This is a genomic window from Massilia sp. CMS3.1, assembly GCF_051262535.1.
Taxonomy (GTDB): domain Bacteria; phylum Pseudomonadota; class Gammaproteobacteria; order Burkholderiales; family Burkholderiaceae_D; genus Telluria.
Genome location: NZ_JBIMES010000008.1, coordinates 230,070 through 253,677, shown reverse-complemented (window position 1 = coordinate 253,677; position 23,608 = coordinate 230,070). Strand labels below are relative to the sequence as shown.

Here is a 23,608-nt window from a genome sequence, read left to right as displayed (position 1 = left end):
TTCATCGTTCTCATGTCCGGTCAATTGCCGGTCAAGTCAAGCATGCCAAACCATGCATGACTTGACAGAGCTCTCGCCTACTGATGGCAACTAGTTTTCACCTGCCACGGGAGACTGACAGCTAAGCCTGTCGCGCCGTTTCGCGCCGAAACCATCGGCCGCCCAGCGCAGAACGCCGCCACCGACATGCTGCACGTACCCAATGCGCTTACACCAGCCGCGAGCGGTTCGTTCTGATCGCACAACGGGGGTCGGACTGCCATGGCAGGGCCCGGTGCTCGCGCCCCCGGCTGCCATCGCCGACCTGGACAAACCACTCTGCCAAACATCCCGCTGGTCGAACGGGCCGCCGCCGCTAATCGGCGACGCCCTTGCGCGCATCCGGGTGCAGCGCAACCGCGAGCGTACCTGCCAGAGACGCTGGAGGCGGCGATGGCGGGTTATATGCTCGGCTTCGACGGGCCAGACCTGCGACAGCAGTCACAATGAACCGGGCTACCCAAAAAACGCGCGCTAAAAAGCAAGATGGCAATTTTCGGATATGCTGGATGAATTGAAAAAGCAGGTCATCCGGATTTTTTATCTGCGGCTGGTACTCCGCGGCCCGCCTCCAAGTTGTGTCTTTTTTTTAACTGATCCCAACACGAAAGCATTCATCAAAATCTACGACTACGAAGGTTTCCCCAATCCGGCCCGAGTTCGAATCGCGTTATCTGAAAAAGGGGCGACTGACAAGATACAGTTCGTGCATGTGGATGTCATGAAAGGTGAACATCGCCTCCCTGCCTTCATAAGCAAGAACCCGAGCGCGTCCGTGCCGGTGCTCGAACTCGACGATGGCACCTCATCAGCGAATGCTCGGGCATCACCGAATATATAGACCATGCATTCGAGGGGATCTCGTTGACCGGCACGACTGCCAAGGAACGGGCCGTGATCCAGATGATGCAGCGTCGCGCGGAGCAGGGTGTCATGGACGCAGTGGGCGCGTATTTCCATCACGCCACGCCGGGACTGGGCGCGCTGGAGCTCTACCAGAACAAGGAATGGGGCATGAAACAGTATGAGCGAGCGCTGTCGGGCATGCACTACTTTAATGTTGTGCTGGCCAATCAACCGTTTGCCGCCGGTGAAAATTTTTCGGTTGCCGACATCACGCTGTTCGTCGGCCTGTCGTTCGCAGACTTCGCCAAGATCACTATTCCGGCCGACTGCAACACGCTGCTCGCCTGGCGCGCCCGCATGGCCCAGCGCGCCAGCATGGGTGGTGGTACGGGCGTTTAATCAACCGGTTCGTAACCGATTCACACAGCGCAGGACAATGACAGAATCAACCCATGGATATTAATGCCGATTTCAGCCTGCGCGTCGTCTTGCACGGTGCGGCCATGGCATGGGTGGATTCTCCTGTAGCCAGCGTCCAGCGCCGGATGCTGGACCGAATCGGCGATGAAGTCGCGCGTGCAACCACTATCGTGCGCTATGCACCGGGAAGTCAATTTACTGCGCACACTCATGGCGGCGGCGAGGAGTTCATCGTGCTTGATGGCGTGTTCCAGGACGAACACGGGGACTACTCACCTGGCTCCTACATTCGCAATCCCCCTACCAGCCGGCATACGCCGGGTTCTGCACAAGGCTGCATCATCTTCGTCAAACTCTGGCAATTCGCACCCGAGGACCGTACACATGTCATCGTCGACATGAACAAGATGGGGAAGATCGGCGATCTGTTGCGCCCCGGCGTAGCGGTCACGCCGCTGTTCGAAGATGAACGGGAAACCGTCCAGCTAGAGCACTGGGAACCAGGCGCGCAAGTGCAGCTTACATACACCGATGGTGCAGAGCTGCTCGTACTGGCGGGCGACTTCTGCGACGCCGGCGACCATCTGCACGCCATGTCTTGGATGCGCTTGCCACGCGGTGGCCGACTTGCTGCATTAGCCGGTAACCAAGGTGCCCGGGTCTGGATCAAGCAAGGTCATCTGCGCTTTATCGACCCGCCGATTGTTCTCTGATTTCATTCACGTTATCAGAAGTGAGCAGTGACTCTTGGCTTGGCAGATGTCGAATCCCCTTCGATGCCGCTAGTCGGCGCGTCGCACGCAAAAAGACGGCCGCCCGAGAAAACCTGGGGCGGCCGTCGATCCGTCAATCGATGGCTACATTATTTTTTTCAGCAGTGACTTTCTTGAAATCTTCCTTGCGAATCATCGCATGAATGCCCTTGGTCTTGTCGACAACCTGCGACACCTGGTAGTCGGTTGCCGCCGACAGGTAGGCGTAGGCAATTGCGCGTTCCATGCCGAGTACGTCGGTCAGGAACCGGAGCGATTCACGCACGGCGCTCTTCATGGCTTCGTCGAGATCGGGATTCAACCCGATCGCAATCCAGTGATCCCGGGTTTCGCCGAACGGGAGTTCCAGGCTGCCCGAGGCTGAAGGAATCTGCTTGTCGCCTTTTTTCAGGAGCGTGATGCGAAAGGTCGGACGCAGCGAATGCTCCAGCGCGGTCAGCGCAACTTCGCCATCACCCTGCGCCATGTGCGGGTCGCCGGTGTAGAAATTGCCGCCTTTGACGAAGACAGGCAGATACACGGTCGAGCCGATGCCGAGGTCATTGATATCCATGTTTCCGCCATAGACACCCGGCGGGACCGAATGGACCGGTTCCGTGGAGGCTGCGGCAACGCCCATCACGCCCATGAACGGCGCGGCCTTGAAGGTGACTTCGGTGCCGTTCTTGGTGGCCATCACGCCCTCCCAGTGACCGCCCTTTGCCTTGCGAATCGGCGTGAAGACCGAAACGTTGCGGAATTTTTCCGGGCTGGCCACGCTTGCATCGGCATCCGGCTTCGGTGTTTCCGGGAACTCGCCTGGCAGCGATCCCTTGCCATGCCGGTTTGAGATCACGCCATACGGCACGCGCGGCACGATCGCCAGGACCTCGACCTTCAGGACATCGCCTGGCTCGGCACCTTCGATGGCCACCGGACCGGTGACGATATGCGGACCGTCCTTGGCAAAGTCATGCGGGATACCCGATTGCGTAATGGCGATGGCATCCTTGAGAATCAGGTTGGCAGGCACGCCCTTGCTGGCGAAATACCTGGCCGGATCGCGACCTTGGTCTTCGATCAGGCCTTCATGGGACAATGTATCAAAGACCACGGTGCCGCCGGAAGGCATGGTGATCACCGGCTTGTCATTGGCGTTTGGCAGATAGCCCCACTTGACCGTCTCGGTTGTCGATGGCACATAGTAGACCGTGCCTTTCATGCCGGGGATCGATACCGTACCCGGCTTGTCAGTGAGCGGCTGCAGCGGGAAGGATGCATTGGCCGCCTTTGCCGTCGGCATGTTCTTCATTTTTGCCTCGGCATTGTCATGGCCGGCTGCTAAAACGGTGGTCGACAGGCCGAAGGCCAGGCACAGGGCTGCCAGAAGTCTCATATTACGCAGGTTCATAATGTCGGTCTCTTTTCTCAGTGGGTTTCAAACATGTAGCTTCTAGCAATTGATATGCCATGAGAAATACATCCGAATTCTTTATGTATACACGGCGTCTCGTTGTGACGGCTGCGGCAGGCCGGATTTGGTGCAACAGCGCACCGTAATGGACATGCGGCGCCCGTAATCAGGCAGACTGATGCGACTAGGCAAATCTTGGCGGTGAGCAGCTTGACGATCTTGGTGGGGCAGGCCGCGCGTGCCTTGGTCAGGAAATCGACACTGCTGCTTTCGGTCTGGTCGGTTGCCAAAGGAAAAATCAAGGCACGAGAACAGAAGAGCAATGCCGGCAAGGCCGGGGCGGCATCCGAACCGTTCTAACGCTAAAACAAGGGGCAATCCGCTCCGGGCTTCGCCCTGCGCGGATTGCCCCTTGCTCATTTGGTACACTTATCCACAGCCGCAGCATCACAACGCGGCGCCTCGCCCTGGGTCAAATTTCAATCAGCAGGATGAGTCGAATTTCAACCAGCGCCAACACTATTCCATTGCGAATCGCTTTTTCCACCCGCGACGCGTCGGGCTTGCGCCATCGCAGACCTCGTGAACGCAGCTAGCCCTGCGACCGTCACCGCGACAGGACAGCAAAACGCCAACCCATGCAGGTTGGCGTTTTTGTTTTCGAAAGCGGGCAATCGTCTGCCCGGAGGCGATCAAGCTTATTCTTTCTTTTCCCTGAATTCACCATCAATCACCGTGTCGTCGGTGCTTTTGGGACGGTTTCGGCCAGCGAATTTGAAGACAGACGATAGCATTCGATCGAAAATAGCGCGCCTCAACCAAGGGTAGGTAAGAAGAAACGCCGTAGCGAAACCTGTAAATGCTGCGGACACATATTCGCCTCGCGACAGAAAGGTCAACAAGCACAGTGCGAGTATGCTCACGATGAGTGGGCGACGGACAGGTTTAGGTAACAGGCCGACAATGCGCAGCTTCCCTTTGCTTATCCAAGGAAATCTTGCAAAAAGACCGCCAAGAAGCAGTCCTGCCATGACCCGGCCGCTGCCGAGATAATCGGCCAACACGCCGACGACAAGAAAACCGGTGTAGGTCATCGTGCTGGCCAACGCTGCCAGCACTGCCAACGCAACAGCGATCGCTAGCTTCGGCGTACGTATCGCCGCACTGACTAAAAAACCTAGGATTTGTGTACTCCTGCAAATGGGCATCGGAAGGCGAGCGCAAATTTTAACAGCACTCTCCCGTGTCAGGGCTTTTCAACCAGTACCGGGTAAGGCGCGGTGGCGTCTTTGTTTCTGCGCCAACTCCTCTCACTTCTCCCTACAGCCCACCTTGACTTCTCTGCTCCGCGCACTAGGCTCAAAGGAGCGACACTCCGCGACATGAACGTTTCGCGATTGTCAGTGGAGGGCCGCCTCTTGAGGAGAGCTGCCATGGACGCACAGGAAAACAAGCGGCTGGTGATGGAAAGCTATCAACTGTTCCAGATCGGCGATATTCCACACCTGCTCGAGCGCTGTCACGACGATGCGCTCTGGATCGAACCGGAAGCGGAAAATATCCCCTTCGCCGGCAAGCACAAGGGCAAAGCGGAGATTGCCCAATTTTTCCGGCAACTGGACGCGGGCGCGCAGGCCTTGCGCTTCATCCCGAAGGACTTCATTGCCGAAGGCGACAAGGTGGTGGTGACCGGTGAAGCAACCTGGCTGGCAAAAAGCACGGGGCGCAGCTACGACAGCCCCTGGGTACACGTGTTCACGCTGCGCGACGGCAAAGTCTCGCGCTTCGAGAGCTATCACGACACCGCCGCGGGCGAGCGCGCATTCCGGCCGGATCAGCCGGGCCAGGCCGCGGCCGGCGCGCCGATGCATCACTGAGAGACCAATGCATCGGCAAAAACGCCACCTGCGGTGGCGTTTTCCTTATCCGGCGGCGCTTATTTGGTGACGACTTTCACCTGCTTGACGTCGAAGCCCGATTCGCCAAAGGTCTCCTTGTCGAATTCGCCGGTCAGCTCGACCATCGTGTTGTGGTCGATGCTCACGCCTGCCGGAAAATGCTTGGCATCGATGTCGACCATGATCTTGCCGCTGGCATCGGCGAATTCATACTCTTCCCCACCCTTGTGGCTGAGCAGCTTGCCTTGCAGGCGGGCGTACTGGTCGTCCTTGCCCTTGTTCAGCAAGGCCTTTGCGGTCATCAGCGGCACGCTCGTTGGCCCGGCATACCCGGCCGGTGCCGCCTTGTTCGACGGTCCCGTATATCCGGTCGGCTGGGCAATGGCGAAGCTGGATGCGGCCAGCAGGGTCGCAATGGCGGAAATCTGAAGAATGCGTTTCATGGTCGTCCTTTGTCTTGATGGGTGAATGTCATTTGACACAGGTGCATTACACCTGGCGGACATTAACCCGATCTTAAGGAGTGCCGTCCGGCGACCACTCGAGCGTCACGCCCAGCCCGCGTCCATCGAGTCCGGGACCGAAAGCGAGGTGGACGCCGTGCAGGTCGGCGATGCGCTGGACGATCGACAGACCCAGTCCGCTGCCGCCCTCCTCCTGACCCAGCACCCGAAAAAAACGTTCGGTCAGGCGCTGGCGGCTGGCCGCATCGACGCCGGGGCCGTCGTCGCGCACGGCGATCCGGTCGCGGCCCGCATGCCGGCCGGCGTCGACCTCGACCCGGCTGCCGGCAGGACAATAGCGCAGGGCGTTGCCGATCAGGTTGCGCAGCATGATGCCGAGCATCTGCGGGTCGGCCGCGACGACCTCGAGGTCGGGACGCAGCGACAGGGCGATGCCGCGCCGCGCCGCGTCCTCGGCGTACTCGGCCAGCAATTGATCAAACAGGGGCCGCAGCGCCACCGGCTGGCGTCCGAGCTGCGCGCGCGCCAGCGGATCGAGGCGCGCCAGCGTCAGGAGGCTGTCGACCAGCGCCGTCAGGCGCGCGATGTCCTGGCGCAGTTTCTGGAACGGGGCAGTCAAGTCAGGGTGCTGGCGCTGCAGCAGTTGCACATGCATGTGCAGTCCGGCCAGTGGCGTGCGCAGTTCGTGGGCGGCGTCGGCGGTAAAACGGCGCTCGGCCTGCAGCGCCGCATCGAGGCGCGCCAGCACGTCGTTCAGGGCGCCGACAATCGGCAGCAATTCGCGCGGCTGTCCCTCGAGCGCCACCTGCGTCAAGTCGTCCGGGGTCTTGGCGCCGATCGCCGCGGCGGTGCGGCGCAGCGGTGTTAAAACACGCCCCGTCAACAGCCAGCAGACCAGGGCAAGCAGCACTAGGAAGCCCAGCGCCGGCAGCCATAGCGCTTCGGCCAGCTCTTCCAGGATATCGAGGCGTTTGTCGGCCTGCTGGCCGACCTGCACTTCGAAGTGGCGCACTTCATCGCGCACCACGAAGACGCGCCAGCGTTCTTCCTCGACGGTGAGATCGGCAAAGCCGTTGTCGTCGTCGAAGCCGGTAACAAAGGGACTGAACGGCGCCCCAGGGGTGCGCTGTATGACCCGGCCGGCGGCGACGATCTGGTATTGCATGTCGACCTTGCGCGCGCCGTCGCGCCGCGAGGGCGGCAGCGGTGCCAGCAGGCCGCGTGCATCGAGGCCGGTGGTGGCGGCCATCAGCATATACGCCGATTCTTCCAGCGCATCGTCGAACACCTCGCTTGTCTCTTGCCAGGCGATCACGGTCAGCGTGCCCAGTCCGGCCAGCCACAGCACGCTGCTGGCGGCCAGAATGGCGGCCAGCAGGCGCCGCCGCAGCGACCAAGGCCGGGCCGCGTCAGCTTGCTTCATCTTGGGTCAGGCGGTAGCCGAGGCCGCGCACGGTGACGATGCGTTCGCTGCCGAATTTCTTGCGCAGGTTGTGGATATAGACCTCGATGGCATTGCTTTCGACCTCGTCGCCCCAGCCATACAGGCTTTCCTCGATCTGGGCGCGGGTGACGATGCCGTTCTTGCGCAGCAATAGAGCGTAGAGCACGCTGTATTCACGGGCTGTGAGCGCCACCGGCGCGCCATGCAGGCTGGCTTGCCTCGTCTCCAGGTCGAGCCCGATGCCGGCGTGATGCAGCGCATTGCTCGCCCGGCTGGCGCCGCGTCGTACCGCGGCCCGGATGCGCGCCGACAGCTCTTCGAGCTCGAAGGGTTTCACCAGGTAGTCGTCGGCGCCGAGGTCGAGTCCTTCGACCCGGTCGGCCAGCGCATTGAAGGCGGTGATCAGGATCACCGGCACCGGATTGCCCGCCGTGCGCAGGGCCGCCAGCAAGGCGTCGCCCGACAGGCCCGGCAAGCCACGGTCGAGCAGCACGCAATCGTAACGGTGGGTCATCAAGGCGGTCTGGGCCGAGTCGCCGCGGCGCACCCAGTCGGCCGCATGCCCGTCCAGGCGCAGCCAGGCGAGGATGGTTTCGCCAAGGGAAGTGTCGTCTTCGACCAGCAGGATGCGCATGGGTGGTTCCGGATGAGGCGGTCAGAAGCCGCCACGATATGCCGGCAAGATGAAGCGCATCTTAAGAAGTCAGGAGAATCGGCGGAGCGGCCCGCCGGCTTACCACATCAGGTCGTCCGGAATCTTGAATGCCGCGTAGGGATCGTCTTCTTCGAGCGCGGCTTCGTTCTTCTTGACCCGCACCACCAGCGAGGCATCGCGTTCGGCGATCTTGTCGGCGATCACGCGCGGGACCAGTTCGGTGTTGTCGCCCAGGCGCACGATGACGAGGCGTCCGGCCATCAGGTGTTCCTGCACCGCGTTCGAGACGTGGATGCGCTCGATCTTCGTGCCATGCGTGAAGTTGTAGGCGACGTCGCCGTTGCCCTTGTTCTGGCGGTTCTTCTGCACCAGCTGGACGATCTGCGCCATGATCGCCTTTTGCTGCGCGGCGGCGTCGCGCTGAGCGTTCAGTTCGCGCGCGCGCTCGGCGTTCTTGCGCTGCAGCTCGGCGGCCGCCAGTTTCGCCTCATCGACGGATTCAAGGCCGGTGCGGCGTTCGATCTTCTTTTGCTTGCTCTTGTCCTGCTCAAGCTGTTTTGCCTTGTTCTTGTTCACCAGGCCGGCTTTGAGGAATTGGTCCTGCAACGATGCCATTGTCGGCGCTCCATAATAGTAAGGGGCGCCGGATCGGGCCGGCGCTGATCGCAGCATAACAAGGAGCGGCTCCGGCCACCAGTGCCGCCTGCACTCGGCGGATGCGTCAGTTGCGTGGCGGCGGCAGCGGCAAGCCGTCGGCAATCGCCAGTGTCGTCAATGCGCCTTCCAGCACCATCCGTGCCTGGCCCGCCGCCAGCCCGAGCTGCGCGTGCAGGCGTGCGTCGTCCGGGTTGCGGTTGGCGCACTGGGCACTGTAGCGCTCGAAGCTGCCGACCATCAGCAGCAATTCGCTCAGGTGGCGCGGGCATTCACAGGTGAGGCGGGTGCCTGCGGCCGCGATCGAGGCGAGCGCTTCGTCGTCGAAACGGGGCGGCGCGACCGCCTGCGCTTCCTGTATCGGCAGGCGTTGCCCGGCCAGGGCCGAGCGGCACAGCAGCGACAGTTCGCCCAGGTCGGCCGGCACGCGCGCGACCAGGCAACCGAGCGAACGCAGCGCGCGGATCGTGGCGCTGGCGCAAAAGCGGTACAGCACGACGGTGGCAGCGGCAGCGGCTGCCTCGCGCGCCTCCGCCAGCAAGGGCAAGGCGTTGTCGTCGAGCTCGGACAGTTCGACCACCAGCACCTGCGCGCCCGTGGCCGCGCCCAGCTCGGCCACCCCGTCGAGCCGGGCGCAGCTGGCGCGCACTTCGAGTCCCAGCCCCTGGCGCTCGGCCGCCACGCGTCGCGCCAGGCTCGGCCCGACGAGCATGATGCGCACCGGCGCGCCGGATACGCGCGCATCCCCGGCGCCGACAGAGAGCATCGCCTGCAGCTGTTCGCGCGCCAGGCCGGCCAGCACACCGATCGCATGGCCCTGATCGACCAGCTGTTTCAACAAACCCAGCCGTGCCACCTGCTCGGCCGAGTACAGGCGTTGCCCATGCTCGGAGCGCTCGGCTTCCGACAGGCTGTAGCGGCGCTCCCAGATACGCAAGGTTTCCACCGGCAAGCCGGCCAGCCTGGCGGCAGCGCCACTGCGGTACATGATGCGGTCTTGTTCAATTCTTTGTGGCATGTTCATGGCATTGTCCCAAGGTTGTCCCGTCTATGTCCTATTATAAAGCGACAATCCTTGGACAAGTAAGTCGATTACGCATAAATTACATCATGACAGTTCAACAGTGACTGCCTTACAACTTACCGGAGCCTTATATGAAGAAAATCTTGTTTGCATTGCCACTCGCCTTTGCCATCGGTTCGTCCCAGGCAGCCGACATCGTCGATACGGCCAAATCGGCCGGCAGCTTCAACACCCTGATCGCCGCCGTGCAGGCAGCCGGTCTGGTCGATACGCTGAAGGGTCCGGGTCCGTTCACGGTGTTCGCGCCGACCGATGCGGCGTTTGCCAAGATTCCAAAAGCCAAGCTCGACGCACTGTTGAAAGACAAGGCAGCGCTGACCAAGGTGCTGACCTACCACGTGGTCCCGGGCACCGTCATGGCGGCCGATGTCAAGCCAGGCATGGTGAAGACGGTTGAAGGCAGCTCGTTCAAGGTGAGCGCGAAGGGCGGCAAGGTGTCCGTCGACAAGGCCCAGGTCGTCAAGACCGATATCGCGGCCGATAATGGCGTCATCCACGTCATCGATTCGGTGATCATGCCGAAATAAGTTTCAGCCTTGGGCGGCGTGGGCAAACCCCACGCAAACCGGCCATCAACGCCACCATCCGTCTTTGCCGGAGGGTGGCGTTGTGCTTTCCGGGCTCATACGTGTCGGACGCCAACTGAATCCGGGGATCAAACGCTTCGGCCTATACTTTTCTTCATCTACTTACGCGAGATTCACATGCCACATCTGGGCCTGGTCTGCATTACCGCATCAAAAGAAGTCCGCTACCGCACCGTCACGCGCACGCGCCTGCATGCGCAATCGCCTGAGGCCCAGAGCAAGATTCTGGACGATATTTATCGGGACAATATCCAGACCTTCGATGCGGCCATGCGCTATTGCGGGCAAAACGGCATCTCGCTGTATCGCCTGCCCTCCTCGATCTTCCCGTTCGCCGATACGACGGAAGGCCTCGCGATCCTGCAGACGCTGGCGCCGAGTCTCGCGCGCTCGGGCAAACGCGCGCTCGATGCCGGCATCCGGCTGGTGATGCACCCGGACCAGTTCGTGGTGCTCAGTTCGGACTCACCCGAGGTGGTCGCCAACAGCATCAGGATCCTGCAAATGCACGGCGACATCATGGATTTGCTCGGCCAGCCGCGCTCGCCCTGGGCCCTGCTGGAGATCCACGGCGGCAAGGCAAACCGGGCCGATGCACTGGTGAAGTGCATTGCGACCTTACCCGACGCGATCCGCTGCCGGCTCGGCCTGGAGAACGACGAGTACTCGTACAGCGCCGCCGCGATCCACGCCATCTGCATGCGCAGCGGGGTGCCGATGGTGTTCGACGCCCACCACCATATCGTGCATGAAGACTTGTCCAGCTACGAACACCCGAGCGTGGAGGAAATGCTGCTCAAAGCCCGGGAAACCTGGGCCGAACCGCTTCACCAGCTGGTGCACATTTCGAACGGGCGCAGCGGTTTCAATGACCGCCAGCATGCCGACCTGATCGATACCATGCCGGCTTGTTATGCCGGGGCGCCCTGGATCGAGATCGAGGCGAAATCGAAAGAAGTGGCCATCGATGGCCTGCGTCCATGGCTGGAATCAGTCACTAACTCCATGGTCAGTGACGCAAAGTTATAATAATTGCACCATAATGGTGCGGCATGTCACTGGATGTCGGAATTTTGTCGAAAATTCTTACATTTTTTACTTAAATTTTTCATCTGATAAATATTCTGTTTGGAAATCAACGACATAGTTTGATGGCACGCTAAATGCATAGCGTTCCCGGTCGGCAGAAATATTGCCGCGAACTATTGAGGTAGCGCAAAACAAAAGAATTCAAGCGCTGCCGCAACGTCTAAAACTTTGGAGGCGGATCAGATGATGAAGAAAGCACTTGTAGCATTGGCAATTTCCAGCATGGCCTTGTCGGCCCAGGCCGGTATGTTGGTAAGCGAAGGATTCGACGATGTCAGCGCCCTGGAAAGCAAGGGTTGGGTGCTGAACAATGCAAGCACCCCGGGTGGCGCCACGTCGGGCTGGGCCCAGGGCAGCGAAACCGTGTTCCGTGCCCTGAGTGGCCCTGCGAACAGCTTTGCTTCCGCCAACTACCAGAATGCCGGTGTGGGCGGCACCCTGAATAACTGGCTGATCACCCCCGAGTTTTCAGTCGGCGTGAATGGCGCACTCGTCTCGTTCTGGCTGCGTGCCGACGCTTTCGCCGGTACCAGCGACCAGATCGCCTACGGTTTCAGCGGCGGCAGCAGCGCGTTGACGTCGTTCGCCCTGACGCCGGCCATGACCGTCCCTACCAGCGGCTGGACGCGCTATTCCGTAGGCATCGCCGGCCAAGGCACGGCACGCTTCGCGCTGCAGTACACCGGCGCGGCTGAGTTCTCCAACTACGTCGGCGTGGACAATTTCCTCGTTGCCGAAGTCCCTGAACCATCGACCATGGCGGTCCTGTTCGCCGGCGCGATGGGCCTGATGATGTCGCGCCGCCGCAAGCGCGGCTGATCGCAACGCGTTTTTGCAAGCCGGAGCGCGCCATGCTCCGCATACCCAATATCAGGAGATCGTCATGTCCCAGAAACACAAGTCCGGCCTGCTATACGCCGCCGGCATCACCCTGGCCCTGCTGGGCCTTGCCAGCCAGTCCGCCATTGCCCAGGAAGCGCCGGTGCAGTCGAACGAATCGCTGACCGTCGTGCGCGATCCGGAAACCGGCAAGCTGCGCAACCCGACCGCCGCCGAGCACGCCGCAATGCAGGCGCAAGCGTCGAATGGCAAGATGCGCGCCATGCGCGTCGCACCGCAAGTGCCCCAGCAAAAGTTCCACGCAAGTGGTGCCCGCGGAGCCCGTCTGACCGACGAGTTCGTCAGCTCGGCTGTTGCCGCTCGTGCAGCCGACGGCAGCATCGGAACGCAGTGCTTCGATTCGCACGACGCGGCCAAGTCCGCTGTCGCAGTCGGTCACGTCCACACCAACAAGGTTGAAACGGAATAAACATGCGCACCCATCCATTTTCGCGTTCCGCCGCACGCTCGCTGATCGTCGCCGCCTGCGCCCTGACCTGCCTGGCTGCAGAAGCTGCCACCATCAAGATCCAGAGCCGCGACCCTGCCGGTTTTGGCTTCAACGACACGACCCCTGCTACGCCAGTGGGCGGTAACCCTGGCACGACAGTCGGCGAGCAGCGCATGTTCGTCTACCGCCACGTTGCCGACATCTGGGAAAAGAACCTGGACAGCAATGTCGAGATCGTCGTCTCGGCGGGTTGGGAAGCACTGACCTGCACCGCGAACTCGGCTACCCTGGGCAGCGCCGGCGCATGGAACATCTGGCATGATTTCCCAGGCGGCAAGCCTGGCACCTGGTATCCACAGGCGCTGGCAAACAAGCTGGCCGGCACCAACCTGAGCGCTGGCCAGCCTGACGACGGCACCGGCTACGGCAACGTCGACATCAAGACCCAGTTCAACATCAATCTTGGCAAGCCGGATTGCCTGGCCGGCAATGGGTTCTACCTGGGCGTGGACGGCAATGCCGGCGGCCAGGTCAACTTCGCCGCGACCCTGCTGCACGAACTGGGCCACGGCCTGGGCTTCTCGGTGGTCAGTGTCAGCACCAGCAGCGGCGCCCGCCTGAATGCCGCAGGCACCGCTTTCGTCCAGACCGGCGGCTTGCCGAGCTACTGGGAAGAGTTCATGTATGACAACACGGCCAAGAAGAGCTGGTTGAACATGACCTCGCCTGAGCGCCGTGCTTCGGCGATCAACCCGATGCAACTGGCCTGGACCGGCAAAAACGCCGTCGCCGGTGCCGCCATGCTGGCCCCGCTTCGCCAGTTCAAGGCAACCAGCCCTACGGGTCCGTTGCCGACCATGGACTACAACGTCTCGCCGTTCGGCAAGCTACCGCAGCTTGGCGGGTTCGGCGTGTTGGCCAACATCGTCACCCAGGCCGGCGAACTCGGCCCTGGCTGCTCGCCTTTCGATACGGCCAATGCAGTCGCCGTTCGCGGCAAAGTGCCGATCATCAGCCGCGGTGGCTGCACCTTCGCCCTCAAAGTGAAGAATGCGCAGGACGCGGGCGCGGTAGCGGTGATTTTGGCAAACAACGTGGCCGGCGCCCTGGTGCCTGGCGGCGCCGACCCTAGCGTGACCATTCCGTCGATCGGCGTGACCCAGGCTGAAGGTGCGCTCTTGAAGGAGGCGGTGACGAACGCCGTGAAATACGGTTCGCGCAGCAAACCGGGCTCGGTCAGCGCAATACTGATGAACGACCCGGTGCGCAAGGCCGGCGCCGACTTGGCTGGGCGTCCGCTGCTGTACACGCCGAACCCGCTGATCGGCGGTTCGTCAGTCTCGCACTGGGATGTGACGGCTTTCCCGAACCTGCTGATGGAACCGAGCATCAACGCCGACCTGACCCTCGAACTGGTACCGCCGAAGGACCTGACGCTGCCGCTGTTCAAGGATATTGGCTGGTAATCAGTCAGCTATAAGCAGTCAATGCAGCCGGGCGGATGACGCAAATCACCCGCCCGGTTTTTCTTTGCGTGCCTTCTTATCAGCCGCTGCGCTTGACGATCACCGCCTCCAGGTATTCCGACGGCACCACCGACGACGCGCTGCCGGCCGTGTTGAAGCGATCGATCAGTGCCAGGATCTCCTGCTCCAGCAGCGCCTGCCCATGGCTGTCGAGCGCCCCGAATGCCTTGTTCACAGGACCGTAAAAGTCGCGGAACACCTGCAGCCAGTGGCTGCTTGAGGCATAGCGGAAGGTATAGGTACGGCGCGTGGTGCGGATATCGGTGGAGGCGTCGCCGAACAATTCGCCCAGGTAGGCTTCGGTCCCCCACAGCAGCGGCGACATTACGCCCGCCGGCGGCGGCACCGCCTTGCCGATTACTTTGAACAGCTGGCCGACGAAACTGTCGGGGGTCCAGCTTGCCAGGCCGATCCGACCGCCCTCGCGCACCACGCGCACCAGCTCACCGGAGCTGCGGCCATGGTCGGGTGCGAACATCACGCCGAAGGTCGACAGCGCGACGTCGAAGCTGCCGTCCGCATAGGGCAGGTTCTCGGCGTCGGCCACGCGAAATTCGACGTCGAGCCCCTCGGCGGCAGCGCGCGCACGGCCCTTCTCCAGCAGGGCCGGGACATAGTCGGTCGAGGTGACGCGGGCCATCCGGTGCGCCGCTGCCAGCGAGGCGTTGCCGTTGCCGGCGGCGACGTCGATGACGGTCTCGCCGGCGCGGATGTCGGCCGCTTCGGCCAGCGTCTCGCCGACGATCTGCAGGGTCACGCCGATGATGGCGAAGTCGCCGCTGGCCCAGGCAGCCTGCTGGCGTGCCTTGACCGCGGCGCTGCGGTCTTCTTTCCTGCGACCGCGACCCCTTCAATGCCCTGCTCGATTCCCTGCCGCGCCTGCTGCATTTGCCGGCATCCTCGAGCGCGGCCGCGCACACCGAACTCGGCCATCTGGCCCTGCGCGCCGATCGCGGCCAGCCGGGCGCCGCCGCCCTGCTCGAACGGGCCAGCGAAACCATGTTCATCGATGCCTTGCGACGCTACCTCGAGTGCCTGCCGGTTGGCAGTACCGGCTGGCTTGCGGGCCTGCGCAACGCTCAGATCGGACGCGCGCTGGCGCTGATCCACCGTGCCCCGGCACGCCCCTGGACGATCGACGACCTGGCGCGCGCCGCCGGCCTGTCGCGCTCGGTCTTCTGCGACCGCTTCCTGCGTTTACTGGGCCAGCCGCCGATGCAATACCTGGCGCGCTGGCGCATGGAAGCGGCGGCCGGCCTGCTGCGCGGCGGGCAGGCGCCGGTGGCGTCGGTGGCGCTGGAAGTGGGCTACGAATCGGAAGCGGCGTTTGCCCGTGCGTTCAAACGCGAGACCGGCACTTCGCCGGCGCGCTGGCGGAGGATGCAGCACGCAAGTTGAGTCCCTTACGTTCTCAAAAATTATGGACGAGACAGAACTTCATGCTAAAATTCGCCGCCTTGGCCTGGTAGCTCAGTTGGTAGAGCAGAGGATTGAAAATCCTTGTGTCGGTGGTTCGATTCCGCCCCGGGCCACCAAGAACATACCTCACGAAACGCCAACCATTTCTGGTTGGCGTTTTTGTTTCAGCGACCGTAAGTCCTTGTGTCCGGTCCATTTCCGGACAAGTAACCCATCAGCGTTTGTCTGGCTCAAGCACCATCGGGCCGGTACTGGCCACGTCGCCGAAACAATACGCCGTTATCGACGTGGCGCGCAGCCAGCTCAGCGCCAGCCGCGTAGCCATTGACCGGCGTCGTTCAGTTCCCGCCAGCGCAAGTTGAAGCTGCGCCCTGTCAGCACCGCCTCCATCGTGATGACATCGATTTGCGTACCCGGCGCATCCGGTGCAATCAAGCCGGTAACAATAAAATGCTTTTCCCTGTTGACCGGGACGGCAGCCGTCCATTTGCTGCGTAGCAGTTTGGCCGATTGCACGTGCAGCAGCGGTTGCGCTTTCATTTGCGTTCGCGGATCAGCGACAAGAACTCGGCCCGTAGCGATGCACTGTCGCGGAACGCGCCGCGCATCACGCTGTTGGTCATGCTGGCATCGCTGTCCTTGACGCCTCGCCATTGCATGCAAAAATGATCGGCCTGCATGAGCACCGCCAAGCCGTCCGGCTGCATTTTCTTCTGCAGCAGGTCGGCCAGTTGCAGCACCGCCTCTTCCTGGATCTGCGGACGGCTCATAATCCACTGCGCGATGCGCGCATACTTGGACAACCCGATCAGGTTCGAGTCCTTGCTGGGCATGACGCCGATCCAGACCTTGCCAATGATCGGGCACAAGTGGTGCGAACAGGCGCTGCGCACAGTGATCGGTCCAACGATCATCAGTTCGTCAAGGGCGGACGCATTCGGAAACTCGGTCACTGGCGGCAGCGTCGTGTAGCGCCCGCCGAATACTTCGTGGATAAACATTTTGGCGACGCGTCGGCCGGTATCGCGCGTGTTATGGTCTGCACCGGTATCGATGACCAGGCTTTCCAGCACGTGTTGCAGCTTGGCGCCGACCTCATCGACCAATTCGTCCAACTCACCTGGCTCGATACATGCGGCGATGTTATCGTTGGCGAAAAACCGCTCCCGGCGAGCGAGCAGTCGTTCGCGAATGCGGTGCGAGACCATGGCTTGCACCGGCTTGAAGATGGCAATGGCGTCGTTCGGCATGGCGTCCTTATGGTGGGCGGGTGCTTCAAATCCCGGCAGGCAAAGGCAGGCCTTCGGCCCGCGCAAGCCGCTCGAGCGCGGCCTCGAACAACAGGCGGGCGGAGCCGGCTGCGTGGCTGCGGCGGCGCGCGGTGCCGTCACCACCTTCAATGCACCCAACTGTTCAAGCGGCAGTTGCGCCAGCGCGCCGATCGGGTGGCCCTGGTCGACCAGCTGCTTCATCAGCCGCAGCCGATGCACTTGGACGTCAGAATACAAGCGTTGCCCGCGCGCATTTTGGCCGGTGTCGGAAATACCATAACGGCGCTCCCAAACCCGTAGCGTCTCGACCGGCAAATCGGCCAGCCTGGCGGCCACGCCGCTGCGGTAGTGCGCTGTCTGACCGGCAGGAGCTTCAGGAGAATATGCTAGTTGCGTCATCAGATGAACCCCTGTTGAACAGCCTTTTGCAAATTTTAGCGTACAAAATCCGGGACGTTGGCGGATTTTCAAAAAAAATTCCAGTACAATTTCGGTTCATCTGACAATAAAAAAATGCCAAACGGCTCGTCGCAACCCCACCCGGCGGCACAACGCAGCCATCGGTACTTTTACGATAGCTGCGCGAGGGTACAGGTCGATACCGATTGCCTGGCGGTTGATGCCGACGCTCCATGGCCTGGCGTCGGTTCGCCTCTGAGAGGCCGCGACGTCTACGATGGCAAACTTGATAAGTTAAGGTAAGCCTATGAAAAAAAGCGCAATCGCACCGTTATTGATGGTGATAAGTTTGAACGCGAGTTCGGCCGATGCGCCGCCCGCCGATGCGCCCAAACCGCTCGCCACCATTGCAGTGCTGGACGTGCCGCGCTATATGGGAACCTGGTACGAGATCGCAAAGTTCCCTAATCGATTCCAGAAAAAATGCGTCGGGTTCACCACGGCGAAGTATTCCGCCCTGGCCGATGGCACGCTACAAGTTGTGAACCGCTGCCGCATCGCCAACGGCGAAACCGAAGAGGCCATCGGCGCCGCACGCCAGGTAGGAGGGGCAGACTCGCCCAGGCTGAAGGTGCGTTTCGCCCCCACGATTCTGTCCTTCCTGCCGATGGTGTGGGGCGACTATTGGGTGGTCGACCTGGACCCTGGGTACCAGTTGGCAGCCGTCAGCGAAGCGAAACGCGAGTACCTGTGGATCCTTTCGCGCTCGCCCAAGGTCGACACGGCGAGTTACGCTGCGCTAGTGGCGAGCTTGGCCAGGCAGGGATTGGACGTCAGCAGACTAGTCCCCACCAAACAGGAATAGTATTTAGAAAAGCCATCGCAGGACCCTGCAAGACGTCGGTCTTGAAAATCCTTGTGTCGGTGGTTCGATTCCGCCCCGGGCCACCAAGAATTCAGCAGTACAGCAGAACGCCAACGTCGGGTGGCGTTTTTGTTTTCCGAAGCGGTATTTCCTTCTGTCCGGTCTATTTATGTATTCCGACCCGACCGAACCAATACGGCTGCCACTGTCAGGTTCCAGATCGAATGTACGCCAAAAATTGCCATCAGACTGACTGGGGTCAGGCGCATGTCGGCGACCAGGATGAACAGCCCGGGCAACAATCCCGCCGCAGCCCCCAGCGTCGCGCACCAAAGCGACCACGGCCACTCCGGCGCCGATGCCAGGGCGTATGACCACGCCAGAAATGCGGCGCACATTGACAGCAGGCCCGCCTTGGTCAGCACTTGAATGATGGTTCCGATAACGCGCAGGACGGTGTAGATCGCATCGACCTCGCCCGGAGGCGAGGCGATGAACTGCCGCGCCAGTTGGGGTACCGCAAAGCCATCGAGCAGCATCGCACCGACGACGATGCAGCAGCCAAGCCCATACGCGGCCATCGCGACAATCACTGGCGCACGCCCTTGCCCGAGCAGCCTGCTGAACACCGCGAAGCCACTGGCTAGAATTGCCAACATCACAATAAGCACACCGTGTACGACACCGTCCATGCGCTGCAGCGAGACGATCTGAGCAAGACTTGCCTGAACGGACGACGCTTGATTGACGACGGGGTGATGCGACAAGGCGAACAGTGCAATACCAGTGGTGCAGGCCATAGCGAAAGCTGCACGACGGCGATGCGATGGAAGAGGAACGGTCGCTCGCAAATGCATGGGATTCCTTTACTTTTTGGTTGGAGCCCAATTAATATCATTGTCGCCGCGTCAATTGGCAGAGCACTTTCCCGGTTCATCCGCTAGCGGACAAACCCTCCAAATTGTCCGTCAGAGAGAGGCTTACATGGTCGACGAGGTGCTGAACCGCCGCAGCCAGCGCACCCGCGCCGCGCTGCATAGCGCATTCGTGGAGCTGTTGCTGGAGCAAGGCTACGGGGCGCTCAAGATCGGCACCGTTGCGGACCGTGCCAATGTCGGCCGCTCGACTTCTTATGAGCATTACCGGACCAAGCACGACCTCTTGCGCGCCAGCATCGTCGGACCTTTCTCCATCTTGGCCGATCTGGTCAGCCCAACAGTATCCATTGAGGCTGTGACGACCCTGCTTCGGCATTTTCGGGACCACCAGCAGGTTGCGCGCGTCCTGCTGAGCTGGCCGACAAGACCTCTGCTCGGAAGCACGCTGGCCAATCTGATCCTTGAACGCCTCACACGTCGGCCTGCCGGTTTTCCGCGTATCCCTCTCGAGGTAATCGCACGGCAAATAGCGGATGCCCAGCTCTCGCTTGTCGCGAGTTGGGTGCACGGACGCCCATACCTGGATCTTGCCTTGGCAGCAGATGCGCTCAGGCACACTGCCCTTGCCCTGGCCAGTGTGCACAGCGACACGACTGCAGAGGATTGAAAATCCTTGTGTCGGTGGTTCGATTCCGCCCCGGGCCACCAAGAACATCGTTCACGAAACGCCAACCCTCAGCGGTTGGCGTTGTCGTTTGTGGAATCCACAGCCCTCGTGTCCGGTCTATTTCCGGTTCGAGACGCTCGACAGACTGCCGACCTGCCCGAACAGCCGGATCGATTCGCTGCTGCCATTTGCGGACTCTACACCGGCTAGACTGTGACGTGAAGGTGGGGCGGCTGGACGCTTCGCGCCGAACTGAGGAAGAATTTAATAGCAAGTTCGCCGCCGATCACGCTGCCATCTTCGCGGGCCTGATGGATGCGCTGAACAAGACCCTGAGCGAGCTCGATAATGTCACTGAAGCGCCCACCGCCAGCATTGCCAACTTCGCCCGTTTCGATATGGCGGTCGAACGCGCCTTGAGCTGGCCCAAGGGCGGCTTCAATGCGGCCTTCAGTGACCCGCATCGCGACCGCTAATCAACGCATGGTCGCGCTCGGATAAACCCAAGCTCGCCTTTTCTACATAGGTAATGCTGGCGTAACAATTTACTTGCCCGCCAGGCATTGGGATGGTTTCGCCCAATTCGCGCGTGTAAGGGAGTAGTATAAAACTTCCAGCCATCCAACCGTCCAACCGTCCCCGCGGGGAGCATGCTAGCGATCTCTATGTCTGAACTTGAGAAGAATCAGCTACTTGAGCAGGCGCGACTGCAATCGATCGTCGAATACAACATTCTGGATAGTGCTCCAGAGGCTGAGTTTGACGATTTCACCTTTCTGGCCGCAAATTCTTTTTCCGTGCCGGTAGCGCTCATCGGATTTATTACCGAAGATCGGCAATGGTTCAAGTCGAAAGTGGGTGTGACTGCGGATCAGATTCCCCGCGCAGTATCTTTTTGCAATCTGGCGATCCAGGGCAATGACGTATTGATTGTTGAAGATGCACAGCTAGACCCGCGTTTTTCAAATAATCCTCTCGTAACCGGCGAACCACGCATCCGGTTCTATGCCGGCGCACCGCTGATCAGTCCGGAAGGCCACGCGCTTGGCACCCTGTGTGTGGTCGATCGAGAGCCAAGAAAATTCAGCGACACCCAGAAATTAACGCTTGCCATCCTGGCCAAGCAGATCATGGCGCAACTCGAGCTGCGTAAAAAAAACGCGGCGCTCGACAATGCGCTTGCCGAACTGAGGACACAACAATCGCGTCTTGAAGAAAGTCAGGCCAGGCTATCGTTTGCCATGGAATCGTCTGGCGTGGGTGACTGGTATATGGATCTCAAAACCAATATCGCGAAGCGCTCTCTGCAGCATGACAGATGTTTCGGCTACACAGAGGCGGTTGCCACCTGGGGCTATGACACATTTTTGTCGCACGTCGATGCCAGGGACCGGGATCGGGTCGATGCGGCGTTCCAGAAAGCGCGAGGTGGAGAGGGGCTGTACGACGTTGAATTTCGGGTGACCTGGCCGGATGGTTCGGAACACTGGCTGTGGTCAAAAGGACGTTTCTATTTCGATCAAGCGCAGACACCGTGCCGGGTCGGTGGAATTCAGACCGACATTACCGAGCGTAAGCGGGCCGAGGCGCAACTCTCGCAGAGTCAAAAAAATTACCAGCTTTTATTTGAAAACAGCATGGATGCTGTGCTGCAAACGCGAATTGACGGCAGCATTTTTTCGGCCAATCCTGCCGCCTGCAAACTTTTTGGCATGACAGAAGCGGCGTTTCTTCTATCAAATCGGTCGACACTGGTCGCCCCAGACGATGTTCGGCTGAGCGCTTATCTAAAAACGCGTGCTGAAACGGGCCACGCGTTCGGACCGCTTCGACTGGTGCGAGCGGATGGTAGCCAATTCGAGGCTGAAATCAGCTCCAATATCTATATTGATGCGCAGGGGATGCCGGCCACCAGCATGGTGATTCGGGACATAACAGAGCAGACCCAGGCGCAGAATGACCTGGAAGCTGCGAATGTCCAACTGGCCAAGTACAACGAGCAACTCAAAATGCTCGCGCATTTCGACAGTCTCACCAGTCTGCCCAATCGGGTACTGCTGGCCGACCGCTTGGATCAGGCACTTGTCTTGAGCCAACGGACGAATGATTCCGTTGCAGTGGCTTTTCTGGATATTGATGGATTCAAAGCAATCAACGATGAGCATGGTCATGCTATCGGTGACAAGTTGCTGGTGGCGCTCGCCAGAGGCATGCAACTGTCGTTACGGGATGGAGACACACTATCGCGGATAAGTGGTGACGAATTCGTTGCAGTCATCGGCGGCCTGGGCGGAGCTGATGACGTTATCCCGTTTTTGTCGAGATTGCTGGCTGCCGTTGCCACGCCAGTCACCGTCGGCAAGATCTGCTGCGCGGTCACGGTAAGCATTGGGGTAACCATCTATCCACGAGATCGCTCCGATGGCGACAGGTTGATTCGCCACGCCGACCAGGCGATGTATGTGGCGAAGCAGGAAGGAAAAAATCGCTACCATCTATTTGATTCGGAACACGATGCGAGAGTCTCGTATTACCAAAAAAGTATTGCGGAAATTCAACATGCATTAACTGATGGTCAATTGGTACTTTATTATCAGCCCAAGGTAGACCTTCGGACAAGTGCGATTGCCGGTGTTGAAGCGCTGATCCGCTGGCAACATCCACAGCGAGGTCTCGTGTTGCCCGGCGATTTTTTGCCTACGATCGAGAATCACGCCATTAGCGTTACGATCGGCGAATGGGTCATTTCGACCGCATTGAAGCAAATTGCGGCGTGGGACACTTTCGGTTTAAAGATGCCGGTGAGCGTCAATATCGGTGCGCTACAGTTGCAGCGAGGCGACTTCGCAGAACGACTGACCGCGCTTTTTGAGGCGAACCCGGAAGTACCGCCACGTCTCCTCGAGCTCGAAATTCTTGAGAGTAGCGCGGTTAGAGATATTTCTGAGGTCGCATCGGTCATCAAAGCCTGTCAGGAATTGGATGTTCAGTTTGCACTCGATGATTTTGGAACCGGCTATTCATCCCTGGCGTATTTAAAGGAGTTACCGGCCCATCTAATCAAGATCGATAGGAGCTTCGTACGCGACATGCTGTTCGATCAAAATGACTTGGCCATCATTCGAGGCGTCATCGGCTTGGCTAAGGCGTTTGAGCGCATAGTAATTGCCGAAGGTGTCGAAACGGACGAGCATGCCGCAATGCTGCTTGAGCTGGGCTGTGACTTAGCCCAGGGATACGGTATCGCCAGACCAATGCCCGCTGCCACCGTGCAGGACTGGGCGCGAAATTGGTGTGAATCCATCATTGCCCATGGTGACGTCGACGTCGTCGTTAGAAATTGATCGTGAAAATAATTCATGGGTGTAGAGACATGGCTCGTTGGGAGCCAAAGCACGCTTCGTGACCTCGGTATCGAAGTTAACGACTCACTCGACATCGCTGAACACACAGTGGTGTAGCAGTTGACCAGTAGCTTCCAGTCGCGTTGCAACCGGGCGCTTACCGGTAGTCAGCACCAGGTCGGCGCCACCGATCCGCTCGAACAGTGCCGTCCGCTCTTTTCCATGCAGCAGCACGCGCAAGCCAGGGGCGAACCGGGCAGCTTCGGCCTGCCAGTTGCTCATCAGGCTCGCGGGTGCGACCACCAGGGCCGGCGCATCGAGCCGGCCGGTCTCCTTTTCGACCAGGATGTGGGCCAGGGTCTGGATGGTCTTGCCGAGCCCCAAAATCGCACGCAGGGCGGCCAGGAGGCGGATCGGCTCTTCGTCGTCATGCCCGGCGTAGGCCGGCCGGGACGTGAGCAAGCTGTAGAAATCGGTGACGAGGGTAGCGCCGCCGATGCCGCCATCCTTGCGCAGGCGCGCCTTGCACAGATGAAGGCGCGGCGATCCGTCACGACGGTCCG

The 23,608-nt window shown here is 60.5% G+C and carries 26 protein-coding genes, 2 tRNA genes and 3 pseudogenes; 18 read left to right on the top strand and 13 right to left on the bottom strand.

Annotation, left to right across the window (positions count from 1 at the left end; genetic code table 11):
- The first annotated feature begins 541 nt into the window (after positions 1-541).
- From ACHAC9_RS15240 to ACHAC9_RS15230, 3 genes are all read left to right on the top strand, one after another.
- Positions 542-880 carry a glutathione S-transferase N-terminal domain-containing protein gene (locus ACHAC9_RS15240; protein ID WP_435760871.1) on the top strand — a complete coding sequence of 113 codons (339 nt, stop codon included), beginning with the start codon at positions 542-544 and terminating at the stop codon, positions 878-880.
- Positions 881-942: 62 nt separating this feature from the next.
- Positions 943-1,284 (top strand): glutathione binding-like protein, encoded by a 342-nt coding sequence (locus tag ACHAC9_RS15235; RefSeq protein WP_435760900.1) that lies wholly within the window; start codon positions 943-945, stop codon positions 1,282-1,284.
- Positions 1,285-1,337: 53 nt separating this feature from the next.
- On the top strand, positions 1,338-2,018 hold the full coding sequence (locus tag ACHAC9_RS15230; protein ID WP_435760870.1) for a cupin domain-containing protein: 681 nt from the start codon (positions 1,338-1,340) through the stop codon (positions 2,016-2,018).
- A gap of 133 nt (positions 2,019-2,151) precedes the next feature.
- Here the strand turns inward: ACHAC9_RS15230 and ACHAC9_RS15225 are convergent, their stop codons facing one another.
- Positions 2,152-3,453, bottom strand: coding sequence for an acetamidase/formamidase family protein (locus ACHAC9_RS15225; protein WP_435760868.1), 1,302 nt, complete (start codon positions 3,451-3,453; stop codon positions 2,152-2,154).
- A gap of 228 nt (positions 3,454-3,681) precedes the next feature.
- Between ACHAC9_RS15225 and ACHAC9_RS15220 the strand changes: the two genes are divergently transcribed.
- Positions 3,682-3,831, top strand: a complete 150-nt coding sequence (locus ACHAC9_RS15220; protein ID WP_435760867.1) for a hypothetical protein — start codon at positions 3,682-3,684, stop codon at positions 3,829-3,831.
- A gap of 338 nt (positions 3,832-4,169) precedes the next feature.
- On the opposite strand, the gene ACHAC9_RS15215 is transcribed toward ACHAC9_RS15220, so the two are convergent.
- The gene (locus ACHAC9_RS15215) at positions 4,170-4,565 is read right to left on the bottom strand and encodes a hypothetical protein (protein ID WP_435760866.1); all 396 of its coding nucleotides are present in this window, start codon (positions 4,563-4,565) and stop codon (positions 4,170-4,172) included.
- A 339-nt stretch (positions 4,566-4,904) separates the two neighbouring features.
- On the opposite strand from ACHAC9_RS15215, the gene ACHAC9_RS15210 reads away from it, so the two are divergent.
- A complete protein-coding gene (locus tag ACHAC9_RS15210; protein WP_435760865.1) occupies positions 4,905-5,348 on the top strand; it encodes a nuclear transport factor 2 family protein in 444 nt (147 codons plus the stop codon).
- Positions 5,349-5,407: 59 nt separating this feature from the next.
- Here ACHAC9_RS15210 and ACHAC9_RS15205 read toward each other — a convergent pair whose 3' ends face one another.
- The 5 genes from ACHAC9_RS15205 to ACHAC9_RS15185 form a co-directional block, all read right to left on the bottom strand.
- Positions 5,408-5,812 carry a YgiW/YdeI family stress tolerance OB fold protein gene (locus ACHAC9_RS15205; RefSeq protein ID WP_435760864.1) on the bottom strand — a complete coding sequence of 135 codons (405 nt, stop codon included), beginning with the start codon at positions 5,810-5,812 and terminating at the stop codon, positions 5,408-5,410.
- A gap of 73 nt (positions 5,813-5,885) precedes the next feature.
- Entirely contained in the window at positions 5,886-7,256 is a 1,371-nt protein-coding gene (locus tag ACHAC9_RS15200) for an ATP-binding protein (protein ID WP_435760862.1), read from the bottom strand.
- Positions 7,243-7,911, bottom strand: a complete 669-nt coding sequence (locus tag ACHAC9_RS15195; RefSeq protein ID WP_435760861.1) for a response regulator — start codon at positions 7,909-7,911, stop codon at positions 7,243-7,245. Before ACHAC9_RS15195 ends, ACHAC9_RS15200 begins: the two co-directional genes overlap by 14 nt.
- A gap of 99 nt (positions 7,912-8,010) precedes the next feature.
- Positions 8,011-8,547, bottom strand: a complete 537-nt coding sequence (locus ACHAC9_RS15190) for a DUF2058 domain-containing protein (RefSeq protein ID WP_435760860.1) — start codon at positions 8,545-8,547, stop codon at positions 8,011-8,013.
- A gap of 106 nt (positions 8,548-8,653) precedes the next feature.
- The gene (locus tag ACHAC9_RS15185) at positions 8,654-9,610 is read right to left on the bottom strand and encodes a MerR family transcriptional regulator (protein ID WP_435760858.1); all 957 of its coding nucleotides are present in this window, start codon (positions 9,608-9,610) and stop codon (positions 8,654-8,656) included.
- Between the two features lie 131 nt (positions 9,611-9,741).
- Here ACHAC9_RS15185 and ACHAC9_RS15180 point away from each other — a divergent pair, with 131 nt between their 5' ends.
- From ACHAC9_RS15180 to ACHAC9_RS15160, 5 genes are all read left to right on the top strand, one after another.
- Complete coding sequence (locus ACHAC9_RS15180) at positions 9,742-10,197, top strand: fasciclin domain-containing protein (protein ID WP_435760857.1); 456 nt, start codon at positions 9,742-9,744, stop codon at positions 10,195-10,197.
- Between the two features lie 177 nt (positions 10,198-10,374).
- Entirely contained in the window at positions 10,375-11,286 is a 912-nt protein-coding gene (gene uvsE / locus ACHAC9_RS15175) for a UV DNA damage repair endonuclease UvsE (RefSeq protein ID WP_435760856.1), read from the top strand.
- 246 nt (positions 11,287-11,532) lie between these two features.
- The gene (locus ACHAC9_RS15170) at positions 11,533-12,165 is read left to right on the top strand and encodes a choice-of-anchor J domain-containing protein (RefSeq protein ID WP_435760855.1); all 633 of its coding nucleotides are present in this window, start codon (positions 11,533-11,535) and stop codon (positions 12,163-12,165) included.
- Positions 12,166-12,229: 64 nt separating this feature from the next.
- Positions 12,230-12,655 carry a post-PEP-CTERM-1 domain-containing protein gene (locus tag ACHAC9_RS15165; RefSeq protein ID WP_435760854.1) on the top strand — a complete coding sequence of 142 codons (426 nt, stop codon included), beginning with the start codon at positions 12,230-12,232 and terminating at the stop codon, positions 12,653-12,655.
- 2 nt (positions 12,656-12,657) lie between these two features.
- Positions 12,658-14,142: a PA domain-containing protein gene (locus ACHAC9_RS15160; RefSeq protein WP_435760853.1), complete on the top strand. Its 1,485-nt coding sequence runs from the start codon at positions 12,658-12,660 to the stop codon at positions 14,140-14,142.
- Between the two features lie 79 nt (positions 14,143-14,221).
- Here ACHAC9_RS15160 and ACHAC9_RS15155 read toward each other — a convergent pair whose 3' ends face one another.
- Entirely contained in the window at positions 14,222-14,959 is a 738-nt protein-coding gene (locus ACHAC9_RS15155; protein ID WP_435760851.1) for a class I SAM-dependent methyltransferase, read from the bottom strand.
- 74 nt (positions 14,960-15,033) lie between these two features.
- Between ACHAC9_RS15155 and ACHAC9_RS15150 the strand changes: the two are divergent.
- The 3 genes and pseudogenes from ACHAC9_RS15150 to ACHAC9_RS15140 all read left to right on the top strand — a co-directional run.
- Positions 15,034-15,222 (top strand): annotated as a pseudogene (locus ACHAC9_RS15150) (cupin domain-containing protein); the annotation flags it as partial.
- Entirely contained in the window at positions 15,202-15,600 is a 399-nt protein-coding gene (locus tag ACHAC9_RS15145) for a helix-turn-helix transcriptional regulator (RefSeq protein ID WP_435760898.1), read from the top strand. The pseudogene ACHAC9_RS15150 and the gene ACHAC9_RS15145, both read left to right, overlap by 21 nt.
- A 61-nt stretch (positions 15,601-15,661) precedes the next feature.
- Positions 15,662-15,737 (top strand) — tRNA-Phe (locus tag ACHAC9_RS15140).
- A gap of 187 nt (positions 15,738-15,924) precedes the next feature.
- On the opposite strand, the gene ACHAC9_RS15135 is transcribed toward ACHAC9_RS15140, so the two are convergent.
- The 3 genes and pseudogenes from ACHAC9_RS15135 to ACHAC9_RS15125 form a co-directional block, all read right to left on the bottom strand.
- Complete coding sequence (locus ACHAC9_RS15135; RefSeq protein WP_435760850.1) at positions 15,925-16,161, bottom strand: TIGR02450 family Trp-rich protein; 237 nt, start codon at positions 16,159-16,161, stop codon at positions 15,925-15,927.
- Positions 16,158-16,871, bottom strand: a complete 714-nt coding sequence (gene folE / locus ACHAC9_RS15130; protein WP_435760896.1) for a GTP cyclohydrolase I — start codon at positions 16,869-16,871, stop codon at positions 16,158-16,160. Before folE ends, ACHAC9_RS15135 begins: the two co-directional genes overlap by 4 nt.
- Before the next feature lie 186 nt (positions 16,872-17,057).
- Positions 17,058-17,291: pseudogene (locus tag ACHAC9_RS15125) on the bottom strand (MerR family transcriptional regulator); the annotation flags it as partial.
- A gap of 307 nt (positions 17,292-17,598) precedes the next feature.
- Between ACHAC9_RS15125 and ACHAC9_RS15120 the strand changes: the two are divergent.
- A complete protein-coding gene (locus ACHAC9_RS15120) occupies positions 17,599-18,156 on the top strand; it encodes a lipocalin family protein (RefSeq protein ID WP_435760849.1) in 558 nt (185 codons plus the stop codon).
- Positions 18,157-18,323: 167 nt separating this feature from the next.
- Here ACHAC9_RS15120 and ACHAC9_RS15115 read toward each other — a convergent pair whose 3' ends face one another.
- Complete coding sequence (locus ACHAC9_RS15115) at positions 18,324-18,956, bottom strand: hypothetical protein (RefSeq protein WP_435760847.1); 633 nt, start codon at positions 18,954-18,956, stop codon at positions 18,324-18,326.
- Positions 18,957-19,140: 184 nt separating this feature from the next.
- On the opposite strand from ACHAC9_RS15115, the gene ACHAC9_RS15110 reads away from it, so the two are divergent.
- The 4 genes from ACHAC9_RS15110 (at position 19,141) to ACHAC9_RS15095 (ending at position 23,045) form a co-directional block, all read left to right on the top strand.
- Positions 19,141-19,701 carry a TetR/AcrR family transcriptional regulator gene (locus ACHAC9_RS15110; protein ID WP_435760845.1) on the top strand — a complete coding sequence of 187 codons (561 nt, stop codon included), beginning with the start codon at positions 19,141-19,143 and terminating at the stop codon, positions 19,699-19,701.
- Positions 19,665-19,742: transfer RNA gene (locus ACHAC9_RS15105), tRNA-Phe, on the top strand. The genes ACHAC9_RS15110 and ACHAC9_RS15105 overlap by 37 nt, the downstream gene beginning before the upstream one ends.
- A gap of 177 nt (positions 19,743-19,919) precedes the next feature.
- Positions 19,920-20,177 carry a hypothetical protein gene (locus ACHAC9_RS15100; protein WP_435760843.1) on the top strand — a complete coding sequence of 86 codons (258 nt, stop codon included), beginning with the start codon at positions 19,920-19,922 and terminating at the stop codon, positions 20,175-20,177.
- Positions 20,178-20,366: 189 nt separating this feature from the next.
- The gene (locus ACHAC9_RS15095; protein WP_435760841.1) at positions 20,367-23,045 is read left to right on the top strand and encodes a sensor domain-containing phosphodiesterase; all 2,679 of its coding nucleotides are present in this window, start codon (positions 20,367-20,369) and stop codon (positions 23,043-23,045) included.
- A gap of 162 nt (positions 23,046-23,207) precedes the next feature.
- Here ACHAC9_RS15095 and ACHAC9_RS15090 read toward each other — a convergent pair.
- Positions 23,208-23,429, bottom strand: a pseudogene (locus tag ACHAC9_RS15090) (SNF2-related protein); the annotation flags it as partial.
- Positions 23,430-23,608 lie beyond the last annotated feature (179 nt).